At 70.1% G+C, this 18,553-nt stretch carries 20 protein-coding genes and 1 pseudogene; 16 read left to right on the top strand and 5 right to left on the bottom strand.

The window, feature by feature from the left end; translation table 11 throughout:
- The 6 genes from ADBZ5U_RS06695 to ADBZ5U_RS06670 all read left to right on the top strand — a co-directional run.
- Window positions 1-305 (top strand): VWA domain-containing protein (locus ADBZ5U_RS06695; RefSeq protein ID WP_526263665.1); only part of this gene is annotated, 305 nt, incomplete at its 5' end.
- A 102-nt stretch (window positions 306-407) separates the two neighbouring features.
- Window positions 408-1,034, top strand: a complete 627-nt coding sequence (gene nadD / locus ADBZ5U_RS06690; RefSeq protein WP_526263663.1) for a nicotinate-nucleotide adenylyltransferase — start codon at window positions 408-410, stop codon at window positions 1,032-1,034.
- Complete coding sequence (gene rsfS, locus ADBZ5U_RS06685) at window positions 1,031-1,420, top strand: ribosome silencing factor (protein WP_526263661.1); 390 nt, start codon at window positions 1,031-1,033, stop codon at window positions 1,418-1,420. Before nadD ends, rsfS begins: the two co-directional genes overlap by 4 nt.
- Window positions 1,417-2,085, top strand: a complete 669-nt coding sequence (gene gpgP / locus ADBZ5U_RS06680) for a glucosyl-3-phosphoglycerate phosphatase (protein ID WP_526263659.1) — start codon at window positions 1,417-1,419, stop codon at window positions 2,083-2,085. Before rsfS ends, gpgP begins: the two co-directional genes overlap by 4 nt.
- Window positions 2,075-2,815, top strand: a complete 741-nt coding sequence (gene octT, locus ADBZ5U_RS06675; RefSeq protein WP_526263657.1) for a diglucosylglycerate octanoyltransferase — start codon at window positions 2,075-2,077, stop codon at window positions 2,813-2,815. Before gpgP ends, octT begins: the two co-directional genes overlap by 11 nt.
- A gap of 5 nt (window positions 2,816-2,820) precedes the next feature.
- Complete coding sequence (locus ADBZ5U_RS06670) at window positions 2,821-3,654, top strand: DegV family protein (RefSeq protein ID WP_526263655.1); 834 nt, start codon at window positions 2,821-2,823, stop codon at window positions 3,652-3,654.
- 5 nt (window positions 3,655-3,659) lie between these two features.
- Here ADBZ5U_RS06670 and ADBZ5U_RS06665 read toward each other — a convergent pair whose 3' ends face one another.
- Both ADBZ5U_RS06665 and ADBZ5U_RS06660 read right to left on the bottom strand, forming a co-directional pair.
- Window positions 3,660-4,952 carry a lipase family protein gene (locus ADBZ5U_RS06665; RefSeq protein ID WP_526263653.1) on the bottom strand — a complete coding sequence of 431 codons (1,293 nt, stop codon included), beginning with the start codon at window positions 4,950-4,952 and terminating at the stop codon, window positions 3,660-3,662.
- Between the two features lie 67 nt (window positions 4,953-5,019).
- A complete protein-coding gene (locus ADBZ5U_RS06660) occupies window positions 5,020-6,117 on the bottom strand; it encodes an NAD(P)H-dependent amine dehydrogenase family protein (protein ID WP_526263651.1) in 1,098 nt (365 codons plus the stop codon).
- Between the two features lie 119 nt (window positions 6,118-6,236).
- On the opposite strand from ADBZ5U_RS06660, the gene ADBZ5U_RS06655 reads away from it, so the two are divergent.
- From ADBZ5U_RS06655 to holA, 3 genes are read left to right on the top strand one after another with little or no spacing between them, the layout of a single operon-like run.
- The gene (locus ADBZ5U_RS06655) at window positions 6,237-7,043 is read left to right on the top strand and encodes a ComEA family DNA-binding protein (RefSeq protein WP_526263649.1); all 807 of its coding nucleotides are present in this window, start codon (window positions 6,237-6,239) and stop codon (window positions 7,041-7,043) included.
- Window positions 7,044-7,047: 4 nt separating this feature from the next.
- Complete coding sequence (locus tag ADBZ5U_RS06650; RefSeq protein WP_526263647.1) at window positions 7,048-8,583, top strand: ComEC/Rec2 family competence protein; 1,536 nt, start codon at window positions 7,048-7,050, stop codon at window positions 8,581-8,583.
- A 12-nt stretch (window positions 8,584-8,595) separates the two neighbouring features.
- Window positions 8,596-9,558 (top strand): DNA polymerase III subunit delta, encoded by a 963-nt coding sequence (gene holA / locus ADBZ5U_RS06645; RefSeq protein WP_526263645.1) that lies wholly within the window; start codon window positions 8,596-8,598, stop codon window positions 9,556-9,558.
- Between the two features lie 15 nt (window positions 9,559-9,573).
- Here the strand turns inward: holA and rpsT are convergent, their stop codons facing one another.
- On the bottom strand, window positions 9,574-9,834 hold the full coding sequence (rpsT, locus tag ADBZ5U_RS06640) for a 30S ribosomal protein S20 (RefSeq protein ID WP_526263643.1): 261 nt from the start codon (window positions 9,832-9,834) through the stop codon (window positions 9,574-9,576).
- Window positions 9,835-10,063: 229 nt separating this feature from the next.
- Here rpsT and ADBZ5U_RS06635 point away from each other — a divergent pair, with 229 nt between their 5' ends.
- The 3 genes from ADBZ5U_RS06635 to ADBZ5U_RS06625 are packed head-to-tail and all read left to right on the top strand — an operon-like array spanning window position 10,064 to window position 13,466.
- Window positions 10,064-11,662, top strand: a complete 1,599-nt coding sequence (locus tag ADBZ5U_RS06635) for a circularly permuted type 2 ATP-grasp protein (protein WP_526263667.1) — start codon at window positions 10,064-10,066, stop codon at window positions 11,660-11,662.
- On the top strand, window positions 11,662-12,627 hold the full coding sequence (locus ADBZ5U_RS06630) for an alpha-E domain-containing protein (RefSeq protein ID WP_526263641.1): 966 nt from the start codon (window positions 11,662-11,664) through the stop codon (window positions 12,625-12,627). Before ADBZ5U_RS06635 ends, ADBZ5U_RS06630 begins: the two co-directional genes overlap by 1 nt.
- A complete protein-coding gene (locus ADBZ5U_RS06625) occupies window positions 12,627-13,466 on the top strand; it encodes a transglutaminase-like domain-containing protein (RefSeq protein ID WP_526263639.1) in 840 nt (279 codons plus the stop codon). The genes ADBZ5U_RS06630 and ADBZ5U_RS06625 overlap by 1 nt, the downstream gene beginning before the upstream one ends.
- On the opposite strand, the gene ADBZ5U_RS06620 is transcribed toward ADBZ5U_RS06625, so the two are convergent.
- On the bottom strand, window positions 13,463-14,305 hold the full coding sequence (locus ADBZ5U_RS06620; protein WP_526263637.1) for a ribonuclease Z: 843 nt from the start codon (window positions 14,303-14,305) through the stop codon (window positions 13,463-13,465). The two genes, ADBZ5U_RS06625 and ADBZ5U_RS06620, sit on opposite strands and share 4 nt — an antisense overlap.
- 208 nt (window positions 14,306-14,513) lie before the next feature.
- On the opposite strand from ADBZ5U_RS06620, the gene ADBZ5U_RS06615 reads away from it, so the two are divergent.
- The 3 genes from ADBZ5U_RS06615 (at window position 14,514) to ADBZ5U_RS06605 (ending at window position 16,398) form a co-directional block, all read left to right on the top strand.
- On the top strand, window positions 14,514-15,110 hold the full coding sequence (locus ADBZ5U_RS06615; RefSeq protein WP_526263635.1) for a DUF2382 domain-containing protein: 597 nt from the start codon (window positions 14,514-14,516) through the stop codon (window positions 15,108-15,110).
- Window positions 15,107-15,853 carry a YsnF/AvaK domain-containing protein gene (locus ADBZ5U_RS06610; protein WP_526263633.1) on the top strand — a complete coding sequence of 249 codons (747 nt, stop codon included), beginning with the start codon at window positions 15,107-15,109 and terminating at the stop codon, window positions 15,851-15,853. The genes ADBZ5U_RS06615 and ADBZ5U_RS06610 overlap by 4 nt, the downstream gene beginning before the upstream one ends.
- 95 nt (window positions 15,854-15,948) lie before the next feature.
- Window positions 15,949-16,398 carry a CBS domain-containing protein gene (locus ADBZ5U_RS06605; protein WP_526263631.1) on the top strand — a complete coding sequence of 150 codons (450 nt, stop codon included), beginning with the start codon at window positions 15,949-15,951 and terminating at the stop codon, window positions 16,396-16,398.
- Window positions 16,399-16,408: 10 nt separating this feature from the next.
- Here the strand turns inward: ADBZ5U_RS06605 and ADBZ5U_RS06600 are convergent, their stop codons facing one another.
- Window positions 16,409-17,032: a type II toxin-antitoxin system PemK/MazF family toxin gene (locus tag ADBZ5U_RS06600; RefSeq protein ID WP_526263629.1), complete on the bottom strand. Its 624-nt coding sequence runs from the start codon at window positions 17,030-17,032 to the stop codon at window positions 16,409-16,411.
- Between ADBZ5U_RS06600 and lepA the strand changes: the two are divergent.
- Window positions 16,991-18,553, top strand: a pseudogene (gene lepA, locus ADBZ5U_RS06595) (translation elongation factor 4); the annotation flags it as partial. The gene ADBZ5U_RS06600 and the pseudogene lepA sit on opposite strands and share 42 nt — an antisense overlap.

Raw genomic sequence — 18,553 nt, 5'->3', positions numbered from 1 at the left:
ACGGGCACTCCGACTACGGCAACGCGTTCGTCTCCTTCACCGAGAACTTCCCCGGCGTGCTTTCCCCGCGCAGTTCGCTGCTGGTCCTCGGTGACGGCCGCACCAACTACCGCAACCCGGCCGCCGACGTGCTGGCCCGCATGGTCACCGCGAGTCGGCACGCGCACTGGCTCAACCCCGAGCCCCGGCATCTGTGGGGCAGCGGCGACTCGGCGGTTCCGCGCTACTCCGACGTCATCACCATGCACGAGTGCCGGTCGGCCAAGCAGTTGGCGTCGGTCATCGACCAGTTGCTCCCGGTGTAACCCCCCTTCGCGCCCAAACCAACAAACGGGCGCGAAAGTGCGAGTAGAAGCCGCCAAAACGTCGATCTCGGCGGCTGCGGCCGTCAAGTAGGCTTCCATTTCATGCAGTCCCCGCGCAGGCTCGGCGTGATGGGCGGGACGTTCGACCCCGTCCACCACGGACACCTGGTCGCCGCCAGCGAAGTCGCCGACCTCTTCGGCCTCGACGAGGTGGTGTTCGTGCCCACCGGGCAGCCGTGGCAGAAGGACCGCCACGTCACCGCCGCGGAGGACCGCTATCTGATGACGGTGATCGCCACCGCGTCTAATCCGCGGTTCTCGGTCAGCCGGGTGGACATCGACCGCGGCGGGCCGACCTACACCACCGACACTCTGCGCGATCTCCGCGCGGTGCATCCCGACAGCGAACTGTTCTTCATCACCGGCGCCGATGCGCTGGCCACGATCCTCACCTGGCAGGGCTGCGAGGAACTGTTCGGGCTGGCGACCTTCGTCGGCGTCAGCCGTCCGGGTTACGAACTCACCGGCTCGCACGTCGTCGCCGCGTTCGGCAAACTGCCGGACGGGGCGCTGCGACTGGTCGAGGTGCCCGCCCTGGCCATCTCGTCCACCGACTGTCGCCGGCGAGCCGCCGACGGCCGGCCGATCTGGTACCTGGTCCCCGACGGGGTGGTGCAGTACGTGGCCAAACGCGACCTGTATCGGGTGTCCCAGGAGGTGACCACATGAGCGCCTCGGCCGAAGCGATCCAAATGGCGACGGTGGCCGCGCGGGCCGCGGCGTCCAAACTCGCCCAGGACGTCGTCGTCATCGACGTGTCCGACCAACTGGTCATCACCGACTGCTTCGTGATCGCCTCGGCCACCAACGAGCGTCAGGTCAACGCCATCGTCGACGAGGTCGAGGAGAAGATGCGCCAGGCCGGCTACAAGCCGGCCCGCCGGGAGGGCGCCCGGGAGGGTCGCTGGGTGTTGCTGGACTACGTCGACATCGTCGTGCACATTCAGCACACCGACGAGCGGAATTTCTATGCGCTGGACCGGTTGTGGCGGGACTGCCCCCTGGTGCCCGTCGACCTCGACGACGTCGAAATCTCCGCCGAGGAGCCGTCGTGAGGGTGCGCCACCTGGTCATGTTGCGGCACGGCCAGACCGAGTTCAACGCCGGCAGCCGCATGCAGGGCCAGTTGGACACCGCGCTGACCGACCTCGGCCGGGCGCAGGCGCTAGCGGCGGCCGAGGTGCTGGCCAAACGGCAGCCACTGCTCATCGTATCCTCGGACCTGCGCCGCGCCCACGACACCGCCTTGACGTTGGGGGAACGCAGCGGGCTGCCGGTGCGGGTCGACACCCGGTTGCGGGAGACCCATCTGGGGGACTGGCAGGGCATGACCCATCACGAGGTCGACGACGCCGCCCCGGGCGCGCGGCTGGCCTGGCGCGATGATGCGAGGTGGGCGCCGCACGGCGGCGAGAGCCGCGTCGACGTCGCCGACCGCAGCCTGCCGCTGGTGGCCGAACTGCTTGCGGGGGAACCGGAATGGGGTGCCGACGAGCCCGAGCGTCCGGTGATCCTGGTGGCGCACGGCGGACTGATCGCCGCGCTCACCGCGGTGCTGCTGGACCTTCCCGTGGACTCCTGGCCGGTGCTGGGCGGGATGGGCAACGCCAGCTGGGCTCAGCTCTCGGGCCACGGCCCCGCCGAGGCAGCGGTCTGCGATCTGCGCTGGCGGCTGGACGTCTGGAACGCCTCGGCTCAGGTCTCCAACGATGTCCTCTGATGCCCGCCCCGCCCGCAGGACGCTGCTGGTCTTCTGCGACTCGCTGTCGTACTACGGACCCCAGGGCGGACTGCCCGCCGACGATCCGCGGATCTGGCCGAATATCGTTGCCGGCCAACTGGAATGGGATCTGGAACTGATCGGCCGGATCGGCTGGACCTGCCGCGACGTGTGGTGGGCGGCCACCCAGGATCCGCGGTCGTGGGCGGCGCTGCCGCGTGCCGGCGCGGTGATCTTCGCCACCAGTGGCATGGACTCGCTGCCCTCGCCGCTTCCGACGGCGGCCCGGGAGATGATCCGCTACGTCCGGCCCCCGCTGCTGCGGCGGTGGGTGCGTTCAGGCTATGGGTGGCTGCAGCCCCGGCTGTCGCCGGTGTCCCGGTCGGCGCTGCCGCCGCACCTGACCGTCGAGTACCTGGAGATGACCCGCGGCGCAATCGACTTCAACCGGCCGGGGATTCCGATCGTCGCCTCGCTGCCGTCGGTGCACGTCGCCCCCACCTACGGCCGCGCCCATCACGGCCGGGATGGGACCGCGGCCGCCATCACCCGGTGGGCCACGACCCACCATGTGCCACTGGTCGACCTCAAGGAGGCGGTGGCCGAACACATCATCGGCGGTCGCGGCAATCCCGACGGCATCCACTGGAACTTCGAGGCCCACGAGGCGGTCGCCGAACTGATGCTCAAGGCGCTGGCGGAAGCCGGTGTTGCCGACGGTTCGGACTGACCGCCGTGCCGGTCGTCGTGGTGACGGACTCCTCGGCCCGGCTGCCGGCGGACCTTTTGGCGCAGTGGGGAATTCGGGTGGCGCCGCTGCACGTGCTGCGCGACGGGGCCGACCTGCGCGACGGTGTGGATGCGATGCCGGCCGACCTCTACCAGAGTTCACAGGTAACCACGGCCGGCGCGGGTCCGGCGGAACTGGCCGCGCTGTACCGGTCGGCACTGGAGGGCAGCGGCGGTGACGGCGTGGTGGCGGTGCACCTCTCCACCGAATTGTCGAGCACGCTGGGCGCCGCCGGGCACGCCGCCGGGGGTTTCGACGGCGCGGTGCGGGTGGTCGACTCCCGATCGGCCGGCATGGGAACCGGATTCGTCGCCCTGGCCGCCGCCCGCGCCGCACACGGCGGCGCCGGCCTGGATCACGTGGCCGCCGAGGCGCGGGCCGCGGTGCAACGGGTGCATGCCTACATCGTGGTGCAGCGACTGGAGAACCTGCGTCGCAGCGGCCGGATCGGGACGGCGGCCTCCTGGCTGGGCACCGCACTCGCGGTCAAGCCGCTGCTGACCATGACCGATGGCAAACTTGTTCTGTCCCAACGGGTCCGCACCACCTCGAAGGCGCTCGCGGCGATGGTGGAGCAGGTCCTGGAGGTGGTCGGCGAAGGGCGCGCGGCACTGGCCGTGCACCACGTCGACGACCCCGACGGCGCCGCCGACCTCGCGGCCACCCTGGCCGCCGCGCTACCCGCCTGCGGTGAGCCCCTGATCACCGAACTCGGGCCGGTGCTCGGTGTGCACCTGGGACCGGGCGCGCTCGGTGTGGTGGTCGCGCTGGACGCTTGAGCTTCTCAGCCCCGCAGTTTGTTCAGCCAGGCCCGGGCGTCGCCGACGCAACTGACCGGCAGCGAGAAGTGGTCGTCCTCGGGGTACTCGCGGGTCTCGACGGTGCCGCCGAGTTTCCTGGCCGCCTGCACGTAGGTGGTTTGCCAGGTCACCGGCACCACGCTGCCGTTGTCGAAGGTGTCAATGCACACCAGCACCGGCGCGACCGGCTTCTTGTTGCCCGCTGACCCGGCGACGATCGCGTCCTTCCATTCGCCGAAGTTCGGCGGGTCGGGGTTGAGCACCGCCCCCTTGAGCTTGAACATGCGGAAGACGGTGTCGTTGAGGTGATGCACCGGTTGGTTGTTCCAGGCCTTCTGGATGATCTCCTCGCCCAGCGGTGAGAAGGTCTGGGCCAGGGTGAGTTTCGTCGGGTTGGCTGCCCAGGTCCCCGCCAGCACCATCACCAGGTGCGAGTCCGGGGGGATGTTGGGATTCGTCAGGGCCGCGGTGACCGAGGCCGGATTCTCCAGGGCGATCTTGCCCACCCCCGGTGACATCGGCACGGTGCCGATGAGTTTCAGGTCGCCGTAGTCGGCCGGATCCAGTTCGGCCACCGCCGCCGCCGCGCCGCCGCCCTGCGACCAGCCTGAGCACCCCAGCGTGGTGCCGGCGCCGGCGTCGAGTCTGCGTGCCGCGTGCGCCATGTAGACGGCGTCCCGGGCGTTGGTGATGTTGACCGTGTACTGGTGCATGCCGGGCGTGCCCAGGCCCTGGTAGTCGGTGGCGCACACCACCCACCCGTCGTCGATCCAGCCCTGCAGTCCGGGCACCCCGTAGTCGATCTGCTGGGTGGCCTCCGGGGTGAAGTAGGTGATGAGTTCGCGGGCCGGGTCGGGCTGTGCCGACGGGCATGCGGCGTCTCCCAGACCGGTGGTGCCGTGGCACCAGGTCAGGATCGGCCGGTTCTCGCCATGGTCGGCCGGGGCGATCACCAGGCCACTGGCTTCCTGCGCGACGTTGTTGACGTCGCGGGAGATGTAGCGGACACGCCAGGCCCGCGCCCCTTTGATTCCGGTGTCGATCCGTTCCTGGGACAGCAGGCTTCCCGGCTCTCCTCTGGGCGGCTCGGGGATCATCCGCGTCGGCTCTGTTCCGGATCCCCCCGTTCCGGACCCGGCCGATGCGTCGCCGCCCTTGGCTTTGTCGCCGCCGCCGTTGGCTTTGTCGCCGCTGCCGTTCGAGCATGCCGCCAGCAGGGGAGCGGCGACCGCCACCCCTCCGAGTCCCGCGATGAATCTCCGACGTTCGATGTCCACCCGCGGGAAATTACCCGAACCGGCCGCGATCCGCGATCTTCCTTCGTGGTCGCCCCCGGCATCGCGCTCACGGCGGTGAGTGTGGCTGTGGGACCGGCGATCCTGCGTCACGGGCCGCGAACCGGCCGGTGATCGGGGGCAGGTCCTTCAACGTGACGATCCCCGGTTCGGCGGCCACCACCGCCGGCACCGCGTTGGTGACCGGCATCGCGGTGTAGATCATGCCCAGACCCATGAAACCCGGTTCGGTCCAGTCCCTCGGCGGCAGGCAGTGCAGTACGGTGCGCATGTTCGGCACCCCGAACACCTGGATCACGTGGCCGTGCTCCAGGGGCTTGGGCGGCACCACGTGCTCGCCCATCGTCCAGTTGAACCCGACGCTGACCACGTTGCGCTCACCCACCCAGCCGCGGTGATAGCCCATCACCCCGCCGACGGTGCCCTCCGGGATCGTCATGAAACCCAGGTCGGTGTCGCCGGTTGCCGTCGTGAACGTCACGTCGAACGTCATCCGGTCCAACTCGGCCCCGATCGCGTCGGCCATCATCGCCGCCGATTCGGCGAACACCGCGCTCTCCTCGGCCACACTCTCGGCCAGTCCCGGCGTTTCGGGATCGCGGGAGAAACCCATGGCGGTCTGGGTGCCGGCCGACTCGTAGGCCGAGCAGTCCACCGATTCGGTGATCCGGATCTCATCGACGCGTTCACAGGAACCGGAGAGCACCATGCCGACCATGTTCGTCATGCCGGGATGGGCGCCGCTGCCGAAGATCGTGGAATTGCCACGCGCACAGGCGTTCCTGATCCGGCGAAGATCGTCGGCCGTGTGCTTGCCGCCGGTGATCCAGGCCGCCGACGAACACACGTTGACCCCCGCCTCCAGCAGCCGCTCGAGTTCGTCGATGCTGGGCCACAGCGGGTTGTAGCAGCACGCGTCGGGCCGGGCGGCCAGGAGTGCGTCGATGTCGTTGGTGGCGGTGATGCCGGTGGGTTCGGCCAGGCCGGCGAGGTCGGCCGCGTCGAGGCCGACCTTGTCGACGCCGTGGGCGTAGACACCCACCAGTTCCATGTCGGGCCGGCCGATGATGGCGTGCAGCGATCGCCGGCCGATGTTGCCCGTGGTCCACTGGATGACCCGGATGGGCCGGTCGTTGGTTGCGGTCATGGGCATCTCCCTACACCATCACACCCACGCCCGCGTCGGTTACTCCACAGACTCGACCCCGTCCACACCGCGCCCGATCGGGGTATCCGCTCGTCGGTGCCCGGTTCTACCTTCGCTCCATGCGAACCGACGAGCCGTTGGCGAATCTTCAGCGCCGCCTCGGGCTGCGGCCCTATGGCGAAGACCCCGACGGCGAGGACACCGAGGACGGCGGCGAACCCGACTGGGTGCCCGACGGCCGGCCGGCCCGCGGGCACGCCTGGCTGGCGGCGATCCGGGCCGACCCGGGTCGCGCCGGGGGTATCGCGATGGCGGTCATCGCCGCCCTGGCCGTGCTGGTCACCGTCTTCACCATGATCCGGCAACGCCCAGCCCCGGTGGTCTCGGCCGATCTGCCGCCCGTGGAGATGGTGTCGACGACCGCGCCCGGTCCGTCGGCGACCCCGACGCCGGCCCCGACGGCGGCGATGGTGGTCAGCGTGGTCGGACTGGTTTCCCGGCCCGGGTTGGTCACCCTCACGCCCGAGGCCCGGGTGGCCGACGCCGTCGCCGCGGCCGGCGGCCCGCTGCGGGGTGCCGACACCGCCGGCCTGAACCTGGCCCGCCACCTCGCCGACGGCGAGCAGATCGTGGTGGGGATCGCGGCACCGGCCGGTCAGCGCCCCGCCCTGGGCAGTTCGGTCGGCGGGGCCGGCGACGCGCCCGAGCGAACCGCCGCGCCGCCCGGACCCGCGGCGCCGCTGGATCTCAACGCCGCGACCGCCGACCAGTTGGACGCACTGCCCGGCGTCGGTCCGGTCACGGCGGCCGCGATCGTGGCGTGGCGCTCGGCCAACGGCCGATTCAGCGCCGTCGACCAGTTGGGCGAGGTCGACGGTATCGGCCCGGCCCGGCTGGAGAAGCTGCGCCCGCTGGTGCGGGTCTGAGGTCGTGGCCGAGCCGGCCGTACGGCTTGATCTGCGGCTGGTTCCCGCTGCGGCGGCGGCCTGGGCGGTCACCGCGGCCGGTGTCGTCTGGGGACTGGGCCCGCTGCTCGCGGGCATCGGCGCGGCCGGCGCGGCCGTCTGGGCGCTGGCCTGCCACCTGGCCGGGGATCGTCACCCGTGGCTGCGCGCCGCCGCGGCAGGTGTGCTCGCCGCGTCGGTCGTCGGCGCCGGATTCGGTGCTGCGGTGGCGTTGCGCGCCGACGCCGTCGAACGCCACCCGCTGGCCGCCCTGGTCGGCACGACCGCGTGGGTGACCGTCGCGCCGTCGGAAAGCCCCCGGCAGTCCGGGCCCGGACGAATGATGTTCCGCGCCCGGTTGCATCGGGTCGCCGATGCCGAATCCAGCGGATTGGTAACGGTTTTCGCCCCGGTTGAAGGCTTCGGTCAACTGGGCGCCGGCCAGCCCGCCCGCTTCCGTGCCCGCATCGGACGGCCGACCCGGCGTGATCTCACCGTGGCCACCCTCACCGCCGTGGGTCGTCCCCGAATCGGCCAGGCCTCCGCGGTGCAGCGTGCCGCCCGGTCGGTGCGCGACCGGTTCGCCTCCGTCGCCCGCGAAGCCCTGCCCGCCGATCAGGCCGCCCTGCTGCCCGGACTGGTTCTGGGTGACACCGCAGCGGTCCCGCCCGCCACCACCGCCGAGTTGCGCACCGCCGGGCTGACGCACCTGACCGCCGTGTCGGGCGCCAACGTCACCATCGTCTGCGGCGCGGTCCTGCTGTCGGGGTACCTGATCGGGCCCGCCCCGGCGGTGGCGTCGGCCGCGGTGGCGCTGATCGCCTTCGTCGTCGTCGTTGAGCCCACCGCGAGCGTGCTGCGCGCCGCCGTCATGGGGGCCGTCGCCCTGTTCGGCGTGCTCGCCGCCCGCCGCCGGCAGGCCGTCCCGGCCCTGGCCGCAACCGTGATCGCGCTGATGATGCTGGCACCCCAGTTGGCCGTCGACGTCGGCTTCGCGCTGTCGGTGTCCGCGACGGCCGCGCTCGTACTCGTGGCGCCGGGATGGTCGGCCCGGTTGGCCGATGCCGGCTGGCCCAAACCCCTGGCGCACGGGCTGTGCGTCGCCGCCGCCGCCCACCTGGTGACCGCTCCGCTGATCGCGGCGATATCGGGGCGGTTCAGTGTGGTTTCGGTGTTGGCCAATCTGCTTGTGGCACCGGTCATTGCGACCATCACCGTGCTGGGCACCGCAGCGGCGGCGCTGGTGGTGTTCTGGCCGCCGGCTGCCGATCTGCTGATCCGGTTCACCGGCCCGGAGCTGTGGTGGCTGCTGCGGGTCGCGCACGCGGCCGCCCGGCTGCCCGGCGCGGCGGTGCCGGTGCCGTCGGGGTGGGCTGGTCTGGTCACCGTCGGATGTGCCGGCGGGGCAGCGGTCGCGCTGTGGCGCCGGCGCCGGTTCCGGCAGGCGTCGGCCTTCGCGCTGGCCGCGGCACTGCTGAGCGGGGCGGCATGGTCGGTGTCGAGTCTCGTCGCCGGTCCGTGACACCATCGGGGGGTGAGCGAGGCGGCGGGACTGCATCTGGTGCTCGGCGAGGAGGAACTGCTCGTCGAGCGGGCGGTGGGCGCGATCCTGCGCTCCACCCGGGCAACGGCCGGCAGCGACGACGTTCCGGTCGATCGGTTGCGGGCCGGGGACGTCTCCACCAACGAACTCGCCGAACTGCTCAGCCCGTCGCTGTTCGCCGACGAGCGGGTGGTGGTCCTGGAGTCCGCGGACGAGGCGGGCAAGGACGCCGTCGCGCTACTCGCCGCCGCGGCGGCCGACCTGCCGCCGGGCACCGTGCTGGTGGTGCTGCACTCCGGCGGCGGGCGGGCCAAGGCGCTGGCCGGGCAGTTGCGCGACCTGGGGGCCGAGGTTCACGAGTGCGCCAAGATCACCAGGGCCGGGGACCGGGCCGGCTTCGTGCGAGCCGAATTCCGGGCGCTGAACGTCAGGGCCGACGACGACACCGTCGCCGCACTGCTCGAGGCGGTCGGCTCCGACCTGCGGGAGCTCGCCGCCGCCTGCTCCCAACTGGTCGCCGACACCGGCGGCCGGGTGAACGAGGCCGCGGTGCGCCGCTACCACAGCGGCAAAGCCGAGGTCACCGGCTTCGACATCGCCGACAAGGCGGTGACCGGCGATGTCGCCGGCGCGGCCGAGGCGCTGCGCTGGGCGCGAGCCGAGGGCGCACCGCACGTGGTGCTCGCCGACGCACTGGCCGAGGCGGTGCACTCCATCGCCCGGATCGGGCCGTTGTCGGGGGACCCGTACCGGCTAGCCTCGGAGGTGGGCATGCCGTCGTGGCGGGTGCAGAAGGTCCAGAAACAGGCCCGGCGATGGTCCCGCGACAAGGTAGCGATCGCGATCGGGCTGGTGGCCGCTCTCAACGCCGACGTCAAAGGCGCGGCGGCCGACCCCGACTACGCCCTGGAAACGGCGGTGCGCAAGGTAGCCGAATTGGCGGGAAGCCGCTGAGGAGGCGGCCGTCGATCAGAGCTTGTTGAAGGCCTGCGCCAGCGCCGACTTCTTGTTGGCGGCCTGGTTCTTGTGGATGACGCCCTTGCTGGCCGCCTTGTCCAGCTTGCGACTGGTCGCGACCAGCAGCACGCCGGCTTTGTCCTTGTCGCCGTCGGCGGCGGCGGTGCGGAACGCGCGGATCGCGGTATGCAGCGACGACTTCACCGACTTGTTGCGCACACGGCGGCGCTCGTTGGTGAGAATGCGCTTCTTCTGCGACTTGATGTTGGCCACGCGTCAGTTCCTCAATCTCAAATACGGGTAGTTCAAAGCTGGTCAGGTCAGCACCGGGACTTCTGCCCTCGCGGCGCCCGCCCAGACTACCAGTACCACGGGCTCCGGCCCAAAATGGAGCTTCTCACCCTGCAGAGACGGCCGACCTCATGCAGCATTATCACCCGTGACCCTTCTCAGCGCACGGGCGCAGACCCCGAAAACCGCCCGCAACCGGTCACGACCCGCCATGGCCGATGACTCCGGAACCTTCGGCGGCTACCGCGAACTGGGCTCCTACAGCGCCGCGTTCGATGAGATGTTCGACCGCCAGGGCCGGGTGCGGGCCCCCTACAAGGGCATTTACGCCGAACTGGCGCCGACCGACAGCGAGGAACTCGGCGCCCGGGCCGAGGCACTGGGCCGGGCCTTCGTCGACCAGGGCATCACCTTCTCGCTGTCCGGCCAGGAGCGCCCCTTCCCGCTGGACCTGGTTCCGCGGGTCATCTCCGCCGCGGAGTGGGCCAGACTCGAGGCCGGTATCGCCCAGCGGGTCATCGCCCTCGAGCGGTTTCTCGACGACGTCTACGGCGACCAGGAGATCCTCCGCGACGGGGTGATCCCGCGTCGGCTGGTCACCAGCTGCGAGCATTTCCACCGCGAAGCGGCCGGGATCAGCCCGCCCAACGGGGTCCGGATCCACGTCGCCGGCATCGACATCGTGCGCGACGCCGCCGGCACCTTCCGGGTGCTCGAGGACAACCTCCGCTCGCCGTCGGGCGTCTCCTACGTGATGGAGAACCGCCGGGTGATGACCCGGGTGTTCCCCAACCTGTTCGGCACCCACCGGGTGCGGCCGGTCGACGACTACCCAGGCCACCTGCTGCGGGCGCTGCGCAACGCGGCGGCCACCAACGAATCCGATCCCACCGTCGTCGTGCTCACCCCGGGCCCGTTCAACTCCGCCTACTTCGAGCACTCGCTGCTGGCCCGGCAGATGGGCGTCGAACTGGTCGAGGGCCCGGACCTGTTCTGCCGGGACAACGTCGTCTACATGCGCACCACCGAGGGGGAGCGGCAGGTCGACGTCATCTACCGGCGCATCGACGACGAATACCTCGACCCCATGCACTTCCGGCCGGATTCCATCCTGGGCGTGGCCGGTGTGCTCAACGCCGCCCGGGCCGGCAACGTGGTGATCTCCAGTGCGGTGGGTAACGGCGTGGGCGACGACAAACTCGTCTACACCTACGTCCCGACCATCATCGAGTACTACCTCGGAGAGAAGCCGCTGCTGGCCAGTGTGGACACGCTGCGCTGCTGGCTGGACGACGAACGGGCCGAGGTGCTGGACCGGATCGCCGAACTCGTCGTCAAACCGGTGGAGGGTTCCGGCGGCTACGGCATCGTGTTCGGGCCGCATGCCACCGAGAGGGAACTGGCCGCTGCCCGCCGCAAGATCACCGCCGACCCGCGTGGCTGGATCGGCCAACCCGTGGTCCAACTGTCCACCGTGCCGACCAAGGTCGCCGACACGCTGGCGCCCCGTCACGTGGACCTGCGCCCCTTCGCGGTCAACGACGGCGAGCAGGTCTGGGTCCTGCCGGGCGGTCTGACCCGTGTCGCGCTGACCGAGGGATCACTGGTGGTCAACTCCAGTCAGGGCGGCGGGTCGAAGGACACCTGGGTGCTGGCCTCGCGCTCCTCGGCCCCGGACCGCGAAGCACCGGCCGCCCAGGTGGTGCGAAACCTTCCGGTGGCGGACGGGGGTGGCGATATGCACCTGCTGCGGCAGCGCGTGATGACCGGCCAGCAGCAACAACAACAGCAGCAGAGGGCCGGCCGCTGATGCTGGCCCGCAACGCCGAGGCGCTGTACTGGATCGGCCGCTACGTCGAACGTGCCGACGACACCGCCCGGATCCTGGATGTGACGGTGCACCAACTGCTTGAGGACTCCACCGTCGACCCCGACCAGGCATCCCGAATCCTGTTGCAGGTCTTGGGAATCGAGCCGCCGACCACCCGGCTGGACATGTGGGCGCTCACCGATCTGGTGGCCTTTCGCCGCGGACTGCCCAGTGGCTGTTCGATCGTCGATGCCATCGGCGGGGCAAGGGAGAACGCCCGCTCGGCCCGCGAGGTGATCTCCGGGGACATGTGGGAATGCCTCAACACCACCTTCAACGCGCTGCCCGAACGCGAGCGAGCGGCACGTCGGCTCGGCCCGCACGAGTTCTTCACCTTCGTCGAAGGCCGGGCCGCGATGTTCGCCGGGCTGTCGGACTCGACACTGTCCCGCGACGACGGCTACCGCTTCCTGGTGGTGGGCCGGGCCCTCGAACGCGTCGACATGACGGTGCGGCTGCTGTTGTCGCGGGTGGGGGACAGCGCCTCCTCACCGGCCTGGGTCAGCGTCCTGCGCGCCGCCGGCGCGCACGACACCTACCTGCGCACCCACCGGGGTGTGCTCGACGCCAACCGCGTCGTGGAGTTCATGCTGCTCGATCGGCTGTTCCCGCGTTCGGCGTTCTTCTCGCTGCGGTTGGCCGAGCACAGCCTGGAGCGGTTGCTGAGCAGCCCCGCCGACCGGGCCGGGCCGGGCGCCGAGGCGCGCCGGGTTCTCGGCCGCACCCGCAGCGAGCTGGAATTCGTGCGGCCCGGCGCACTGCTGGAGTCCCTGGAGGACCGCCTGGCCACCCTGCAGGCCACCTGCCGCGAGGTCGCCGAGGCGTTGGCGACCCGGTTCTTCCGGCCCACCATGTGGGTGGCCTGGTCGGACGCCGGCCACAGCTCCGACGGCGGTGGCGCCTGATGTGGCGGATGCGGGTGGTGCACGCGACCGGGTACGCCTACCAGGCCCCGGTGACCGCCTCCTACAACGAGGCGCGGCTGACGCCGCGTTCGGACTCCCGGCAGAACGTGATCGTCAACCGGGTGGAGACCGCGCCGGCGACCCGGTCCTACCGCTACGTCGACTACTGGGGCACCGCGGTCACCGCCTTCGATCTGCATGCCCCGCACATCGAACTGCAGGTCACCTCGTCCTCGGTCGTCGAAACCGACAAGGCGGAGACGCCCGCGGCGGATGCGGGCTGGGCCGACCTGCGGTCCGAGAGAATCCTGGACCGCTACCACGAGGTGCTCACACCGACGCCCTACACACCTGCCAGCAAGCGGCTGGCCAGGGTGGCCCGCCACCTCGCCAAGGGGCGCGACCCGCATCACGCCGCGCTCGCGGCCGTTGAGTGGGTGCGCAACGAGTTGCGCTACGTCCCGGGTACCACCGGTGTGCACTCCTCAGGCCTGGACGCGCTGCGCGAGGGCGAAGGAGTGTGCCAGGACTTCGCCCATCTGTCGCTGATCCTGTTGCGCGCGATGGGAATTCCGGCCCGCTACGTATCGGGGTACCTGCATCCGAAGGCCAACGCGGACACCGGTGAGCCCGTCCGGGGCGAGAGCCACGCGTGGTTTCAGGCCTGGACCGGCAGTTGGTGGCATTACGACCCCACCAACGACACCGAGATCAACGAGCAGTACATCAGCGTCGGGTCGGGGCGAAGCTACGCCGATGTGACGCCGCTGAAGGGCATCTACCTGGGCGAGGGCTCCAGCGAACTCGACGTCGTCGTCGAGATGACCCGGCTGGCTTAGGGATTCACCGGCACCGTCAGCAGGTCGTCGCCCAGTTCCACCCGCCCGTCGAACGCCGTCGCGGCCAGCGCCCGCCACTGCTCCTCCTGGCCGGGCACCAGTGGGGGGACGTAGTGCGTGAGCACCAGGGTGTCCACCCCGGCCCGGGCCGCGGTCGCCGCGGCCTGCTCCACCGAGGAGTGGTAGTCGAGGATGTCGCGGATGCGCTGCGCCGGCATCAGTTCCACCAGGTCCTTGCGGATCGCCGTGTGCACCAACGCGTTCGCGCCGCGGGCCAGTTCGTCCAGTGTGCCGCACGGCACGCTGTCCCCGGCCAGCACCACTGAGGCGCCGTCGTGCTCGATGCGGAAGGCGATGGTCGGTTCCACCGGGCGGTGGTCGGTGGGCGCCACGGTGATCCGCACGCCCGCCCCGTTCTGCGCGGCATCCCAGACCTGCCCCGCGGTGTGCTCGTGGACGTGCAACTCCGGCGGCTCGGTGATGTCGGCGTGGTGGTGAATCCGGTAGGAGACGTCCGGCGCCAGCGCGGCCAGGGTCGCCTCCACCACCGCCTTGGTCCCGGGCGGGCCGATGATCGGCAAGGGGTTGGGGCCGATCGTGCTGATCCAACGGGTGGTGATGACGTCGGACAGGTCGGTGATGTGGTCGCTGTGCAGATGGGTCAGCAGCAGGGCGGTCAGGTTCGCCGCGCCCACCCCGGCGGCCGCCGCCCGCATCAGCGCCCCGCGGCCGCAGTCCACCAGGAAGGTCTGCCCGCCGGCCCTGACCATCGTCGACGGCCCGGCCCGGTTCGCATCGACCATCGGGCTACCGGTGCCGAGCAGGGTGATCTCCAACATGGCCCTATTTCTACCCCCATGTTTCCTCCCCGCATGTTCCGAATGTGGCGCAACGGGCGGGTGCGACGGTTGGGGACCGGGTCTGTGAATAATTTTTGAACGTTTGCCCAATTTGCCAGACATGAACACGAACGCGTGCCACTCTGGGCGAGTGCGTTCGTTCAGAGCGTGTAACCGGCGAGTTGCTAGGTGACGTAGAGGTCAATTGGTGCAGGCAGATAGCGGTAAAAGTCGGACCCCGAAGCAGCCCGCGCGCAAGCGGCAGCCGGACGGCCGAACATCAGGGCGAAGTCAGGACGGAAAGTTAGCTGGAGACGATGCGGGCCGCGTCGTTGACGAAGCCGTCATCAGGCTCGCCGAGGAGCAACTGACCGTCGACAAGCGCACGGTCGAGACCGGCCGGGTGCGGGTGCGCCGCACCACCACCGAGCGGGTCCGGAAAGTCGTCGTTCCTCTGGCCAGTGACAACTTCGAGGTTCGCCGGGTGCAGATCGGCAAAGAGGTCAAGAAGGCGCCCCCGGTGCGCGAGACGCGAACCGAGATCATCATCCCGGTCGTCGAAGAGGTGCTCGTCGTCGAACGCCGTCTGGTGCTGCGCGAGGAATTGCACGTTCGCAAGGTCCGCACGGTCGAGCGCCATACCGAGCAGGTCACCCTCCGGGTGCAGCAGGCCACCGTCGAACGGGTGGCATCGAAGGATTCAGAAGCCGGCGGCTCCCGCGCTGCGCGTTCTGAAAGGCCGGACCGCTCAGGGCGGTCCGCGAAGCAACCAGCCCAACCGAAGAGAAGGAGTCAAAACACGTGAGCGCAAACGAGATGGTCGTGCTGTTCGACACGGTGGCCGCGAGCCGCCGGGCGGAGAAGGCCCTCGAGGACGCCGGGTTCGCAGATCCGGACGTGAACACCCTCGACAGCGCCGCAGTGGCCAGGAACGCCGGCCGCGCCGCTAACGGCCCCGGCCTGTGGCGTCGGCTCTTCGGCCAGGACGTCAAACTCTATGAGGGCGCTGCCTACGAGAAGGCACTGGCCAAGGGTGGCGCCATCCTGACCGTGCGGGTCAAGGACGACGCCCAGGCCAAGAAGGCCGAGGACATCCTCGCCAAGCACAACCCGGTCGACCTGGAGGCCCGCGGCGCCGGGATCGTCGCCGAGCACAAGGCCCTCGGTGACGTCAAAGAAGAGGTGCTGAGGCTCGCCGAGGAGCAGTTGGAGGTCGGTAAGCGCACGGTGGCAGCCGGCAAGACCCGGGTGCGCCGCTACGTCACCGCCCGTGAGGTGGAGGAGCAGGTCAATCTCACCGAGGTGCATGCCGAGGTGCTCCGCAAGGTCGTCGACCAGCCCATCGCCGACGACTGGGACTGGAGCGACTCCACCATCGAGGTCGTCGAGACCCGCGAGGAAGCCGTGGTGAACAAGACGGCGCACGTCGCCGAGGAGATCCGCCTGCGGACCGAGGAGACCGAGCACACCGAAACCGTGAAGGGCACCGTTCGCAAGCAGCACGCCGAGGTCGAGCACCTCGACGAGGACGGCAACCCGATCAAGTAGATCCGGGCTCAGACCGGCGGCGGCCGCCCCCTTTCGGGGGCGGCCGCCGTCGTCGTAGCCTGACATGACGTTCATCACGGCGAGGGGAGCGGATCGTGCGGATCGCTGACATCCTGAGGGTCAAGGGTGCTGCGGTGGCCACCGTCACCGAGAGCACCACGGTCACCGGCCTGCTGGCCGAGTTGGCGGTGCACAACATCGGGGCGATGGTGGTGATCGCGTCCCCGGGGGCCGGCCACGGCGCCGCCGGCATCGTCGGCGTCGTCTCCGAGCGCGACGTGGTCCGCCGTCTGCACGAACACGGCCCCGAACTGCTGCGTCGGCCGGTCGCGGAGATCATGAGCGACGTCGCGGTGACCTGCCGCCCCGACGACCCGGTCGACGACCTGGCCGCCCTGATGACCAACAACCGGGTCCGCCACGTCCCCGTTCTGGACGACGGGCGACTGGTCGGCATTGTCAGCATCGGCGACGTGGTGAAGAACCGGATGGAGGAACTGCAGTCCGAACGGCAGCAGCTGCGGGCCTACATCACCGGCGGCTGAGCCGAAGCGCTCAGCGCCAGCGGTATTCGGCGCGCAACCGGGTGGCCACGACCTCGAAGATCTGCCGGTCCATGATCGCGCCCTCCCGGCGGATGCTCTCCTCCGGAACGTCGAGAACCCGGTCCAGCCGCACCCAACTGGGCCGTCCCTCCCCATCCTCATAGCCTGAGTCCCAGCTGCCCGTGCCGACGTGCACCCAACTCGGGTCGTGGGCGTGGTGGGCCTGGCTGGACAGCATCAGCCCGAGCAGGGTGGTGCGGTCGCGCCCGACCACCAGCACCGGACGGTCCTTGCCCCTGGTCGGATCGTCCTCGTAGACCACCCAGGTCCAGACCACCTCGCCGGGATCGGCGCGGCCGTCCAGGTCGGGGGCGTACACCACCCGCCGGGCCCGTTCGGAGGTGTGAACCATGGTGCGGGTGACCGGGCGCCCGGCGGCGATCGCCACCGGCGGGTCGGGCGCCAGCGCGGTCATCACCAGGGCTTCGATACCCAGCCGGATGCCCTGCTGGATGGTCCGCTGCACCGCCTGCTGCACCCCGCCGGGGTGCTGAAGCTGACGGATGAGCTTCGGAGCCTCGTTGAACACGAGATGCTCCGCCAGCCGCTGAAAAGTCCTCCACTGCGAGGCCATTCTCGACAGCATAGGCGAGGATCACCGGGAGGCGGGGAGTCGGATCGCCGGCCGGCTGGATAGGCTTGCCTGAGCCGGACCCGCCCGCCCATCAGGAGATTCCCATCAGCAGTTTCGCCGATCAGACGTTCACGGCGCCGGCGCGGATCCGGAACTTCTGCATCATCGCCCACATCGACCACGGCAAGTCCACGCTTGCCGACCGGATGCTGCAGCTGACCGGTGTGGTCGACGAGCGCTCGATGCGCGCCCAGTATCTGGACCGGATGGACATCGAGCGGGAACGCGGCATCACCATCAAGGCCCAGAACGTCCGGTTGCCCTGGCAGGTCGGCGACGAGAAGTTCGTCCTGCACCTCATCGACACCCCCGGCCACGTCGACTTCACCTACGAGGTGTCCCGGGCGCTGGAGGCCTGCGAGGGGGCGGTGCTGCTGGTCGACGCCGCCCAGGGCATCGAGGCGCAGACCCTGGCCAACCTCTACCTGGCGCTGGACCGCGACCTGACGGTCATCCCGGTGCTCAACAAGATCGACCTGCCCGCCGCCGACCCCGAGCGTTACGCCGCCGAACTCGCCCACATCATCGGCTGCGAACCCGGCGACGTGCTGCGGGTGTCCGGCAAGACCGGCGAAGGGGTGCCGGCCCTGCTCGACGAGGTGGTGCGCCAGGTGCCCGCACCCACCGGCGATGCCGACGCCCCGGCTCGGGCGATGATCTTCGACTCCGTCTACGACATCTACCGCGGGGTGGTGACCTACGTCCGGGTGGTCGACGGCAAGATCACCCCGCGGGAGAAGATCAAGATGATGTCCACCGGCGCCACCCACGAACTGCTCGAGGTGGGCATCGTCTCCCCGGAACCCAAACCCTCCGAGGGCCTCGGCGTCGGCGAGGTGGGTTATCTGATCACCGGCGTGAAGGACGTCCGGCAGTCCAAGGTGGGCGACACCGTCACCAGCGCCCGCCACGGGGCCACCGAGGCGCTGACCGGCTACCGGGAGCCCAAGCCGATGGTGTACTCGGGCCTGTACCCGGTGGACGGCTCCGACTACCCGAACCTCCGCGAGGCGCTGGACAAGCTGCAACTCAACGACGCCGCGCTGACCTACGAGCCGGAGACCTCGGTGGCGCTGGGATTCGGATTCCGTTGCGGCTTTCTGGGATTGCTGCACATGGAGATCACCCGCGAGCGCCTGGAGCGCGAGTTCGACCTGGACCTGATCTCCACCTCGCCGAACGTGGTCTACCGGGTGATCACCGAGGACGGCACCGAGAAAGTCGTCACCAACCCGTCGGACTGGCCGCCGGGCAAGATGCGCGAGATCTACGAACCGGTGGTCAAGTGCACGGTGATCGCGCCGAGTGAGTTCATCGGCACGATCATGGAACTGTGCCAGTCCCGCCGCGGGGAACTCGGCGGGATGGACTACCTGTCCCCGGAACGCGTCGAACTGCGCTACACGATGCCGTTGGGCGAGATCATCTTCGACTTCTTCGACTCGCTGAAGTCGCGCACCC

Source organism: Mycobacterium sp. (genome assembly GCF_040398885.1).
Lineage (GTDB): Bacteria > Actinomycetota > Actinomycetes > Mycobacteriales > Mycobacteriaceae > Mycobacterium.
The sequence above is the reverse complement of the archived record's forward strand: the minus strand, read 5'-3'. Positions and strand labels throughout refer to the sequence as shown.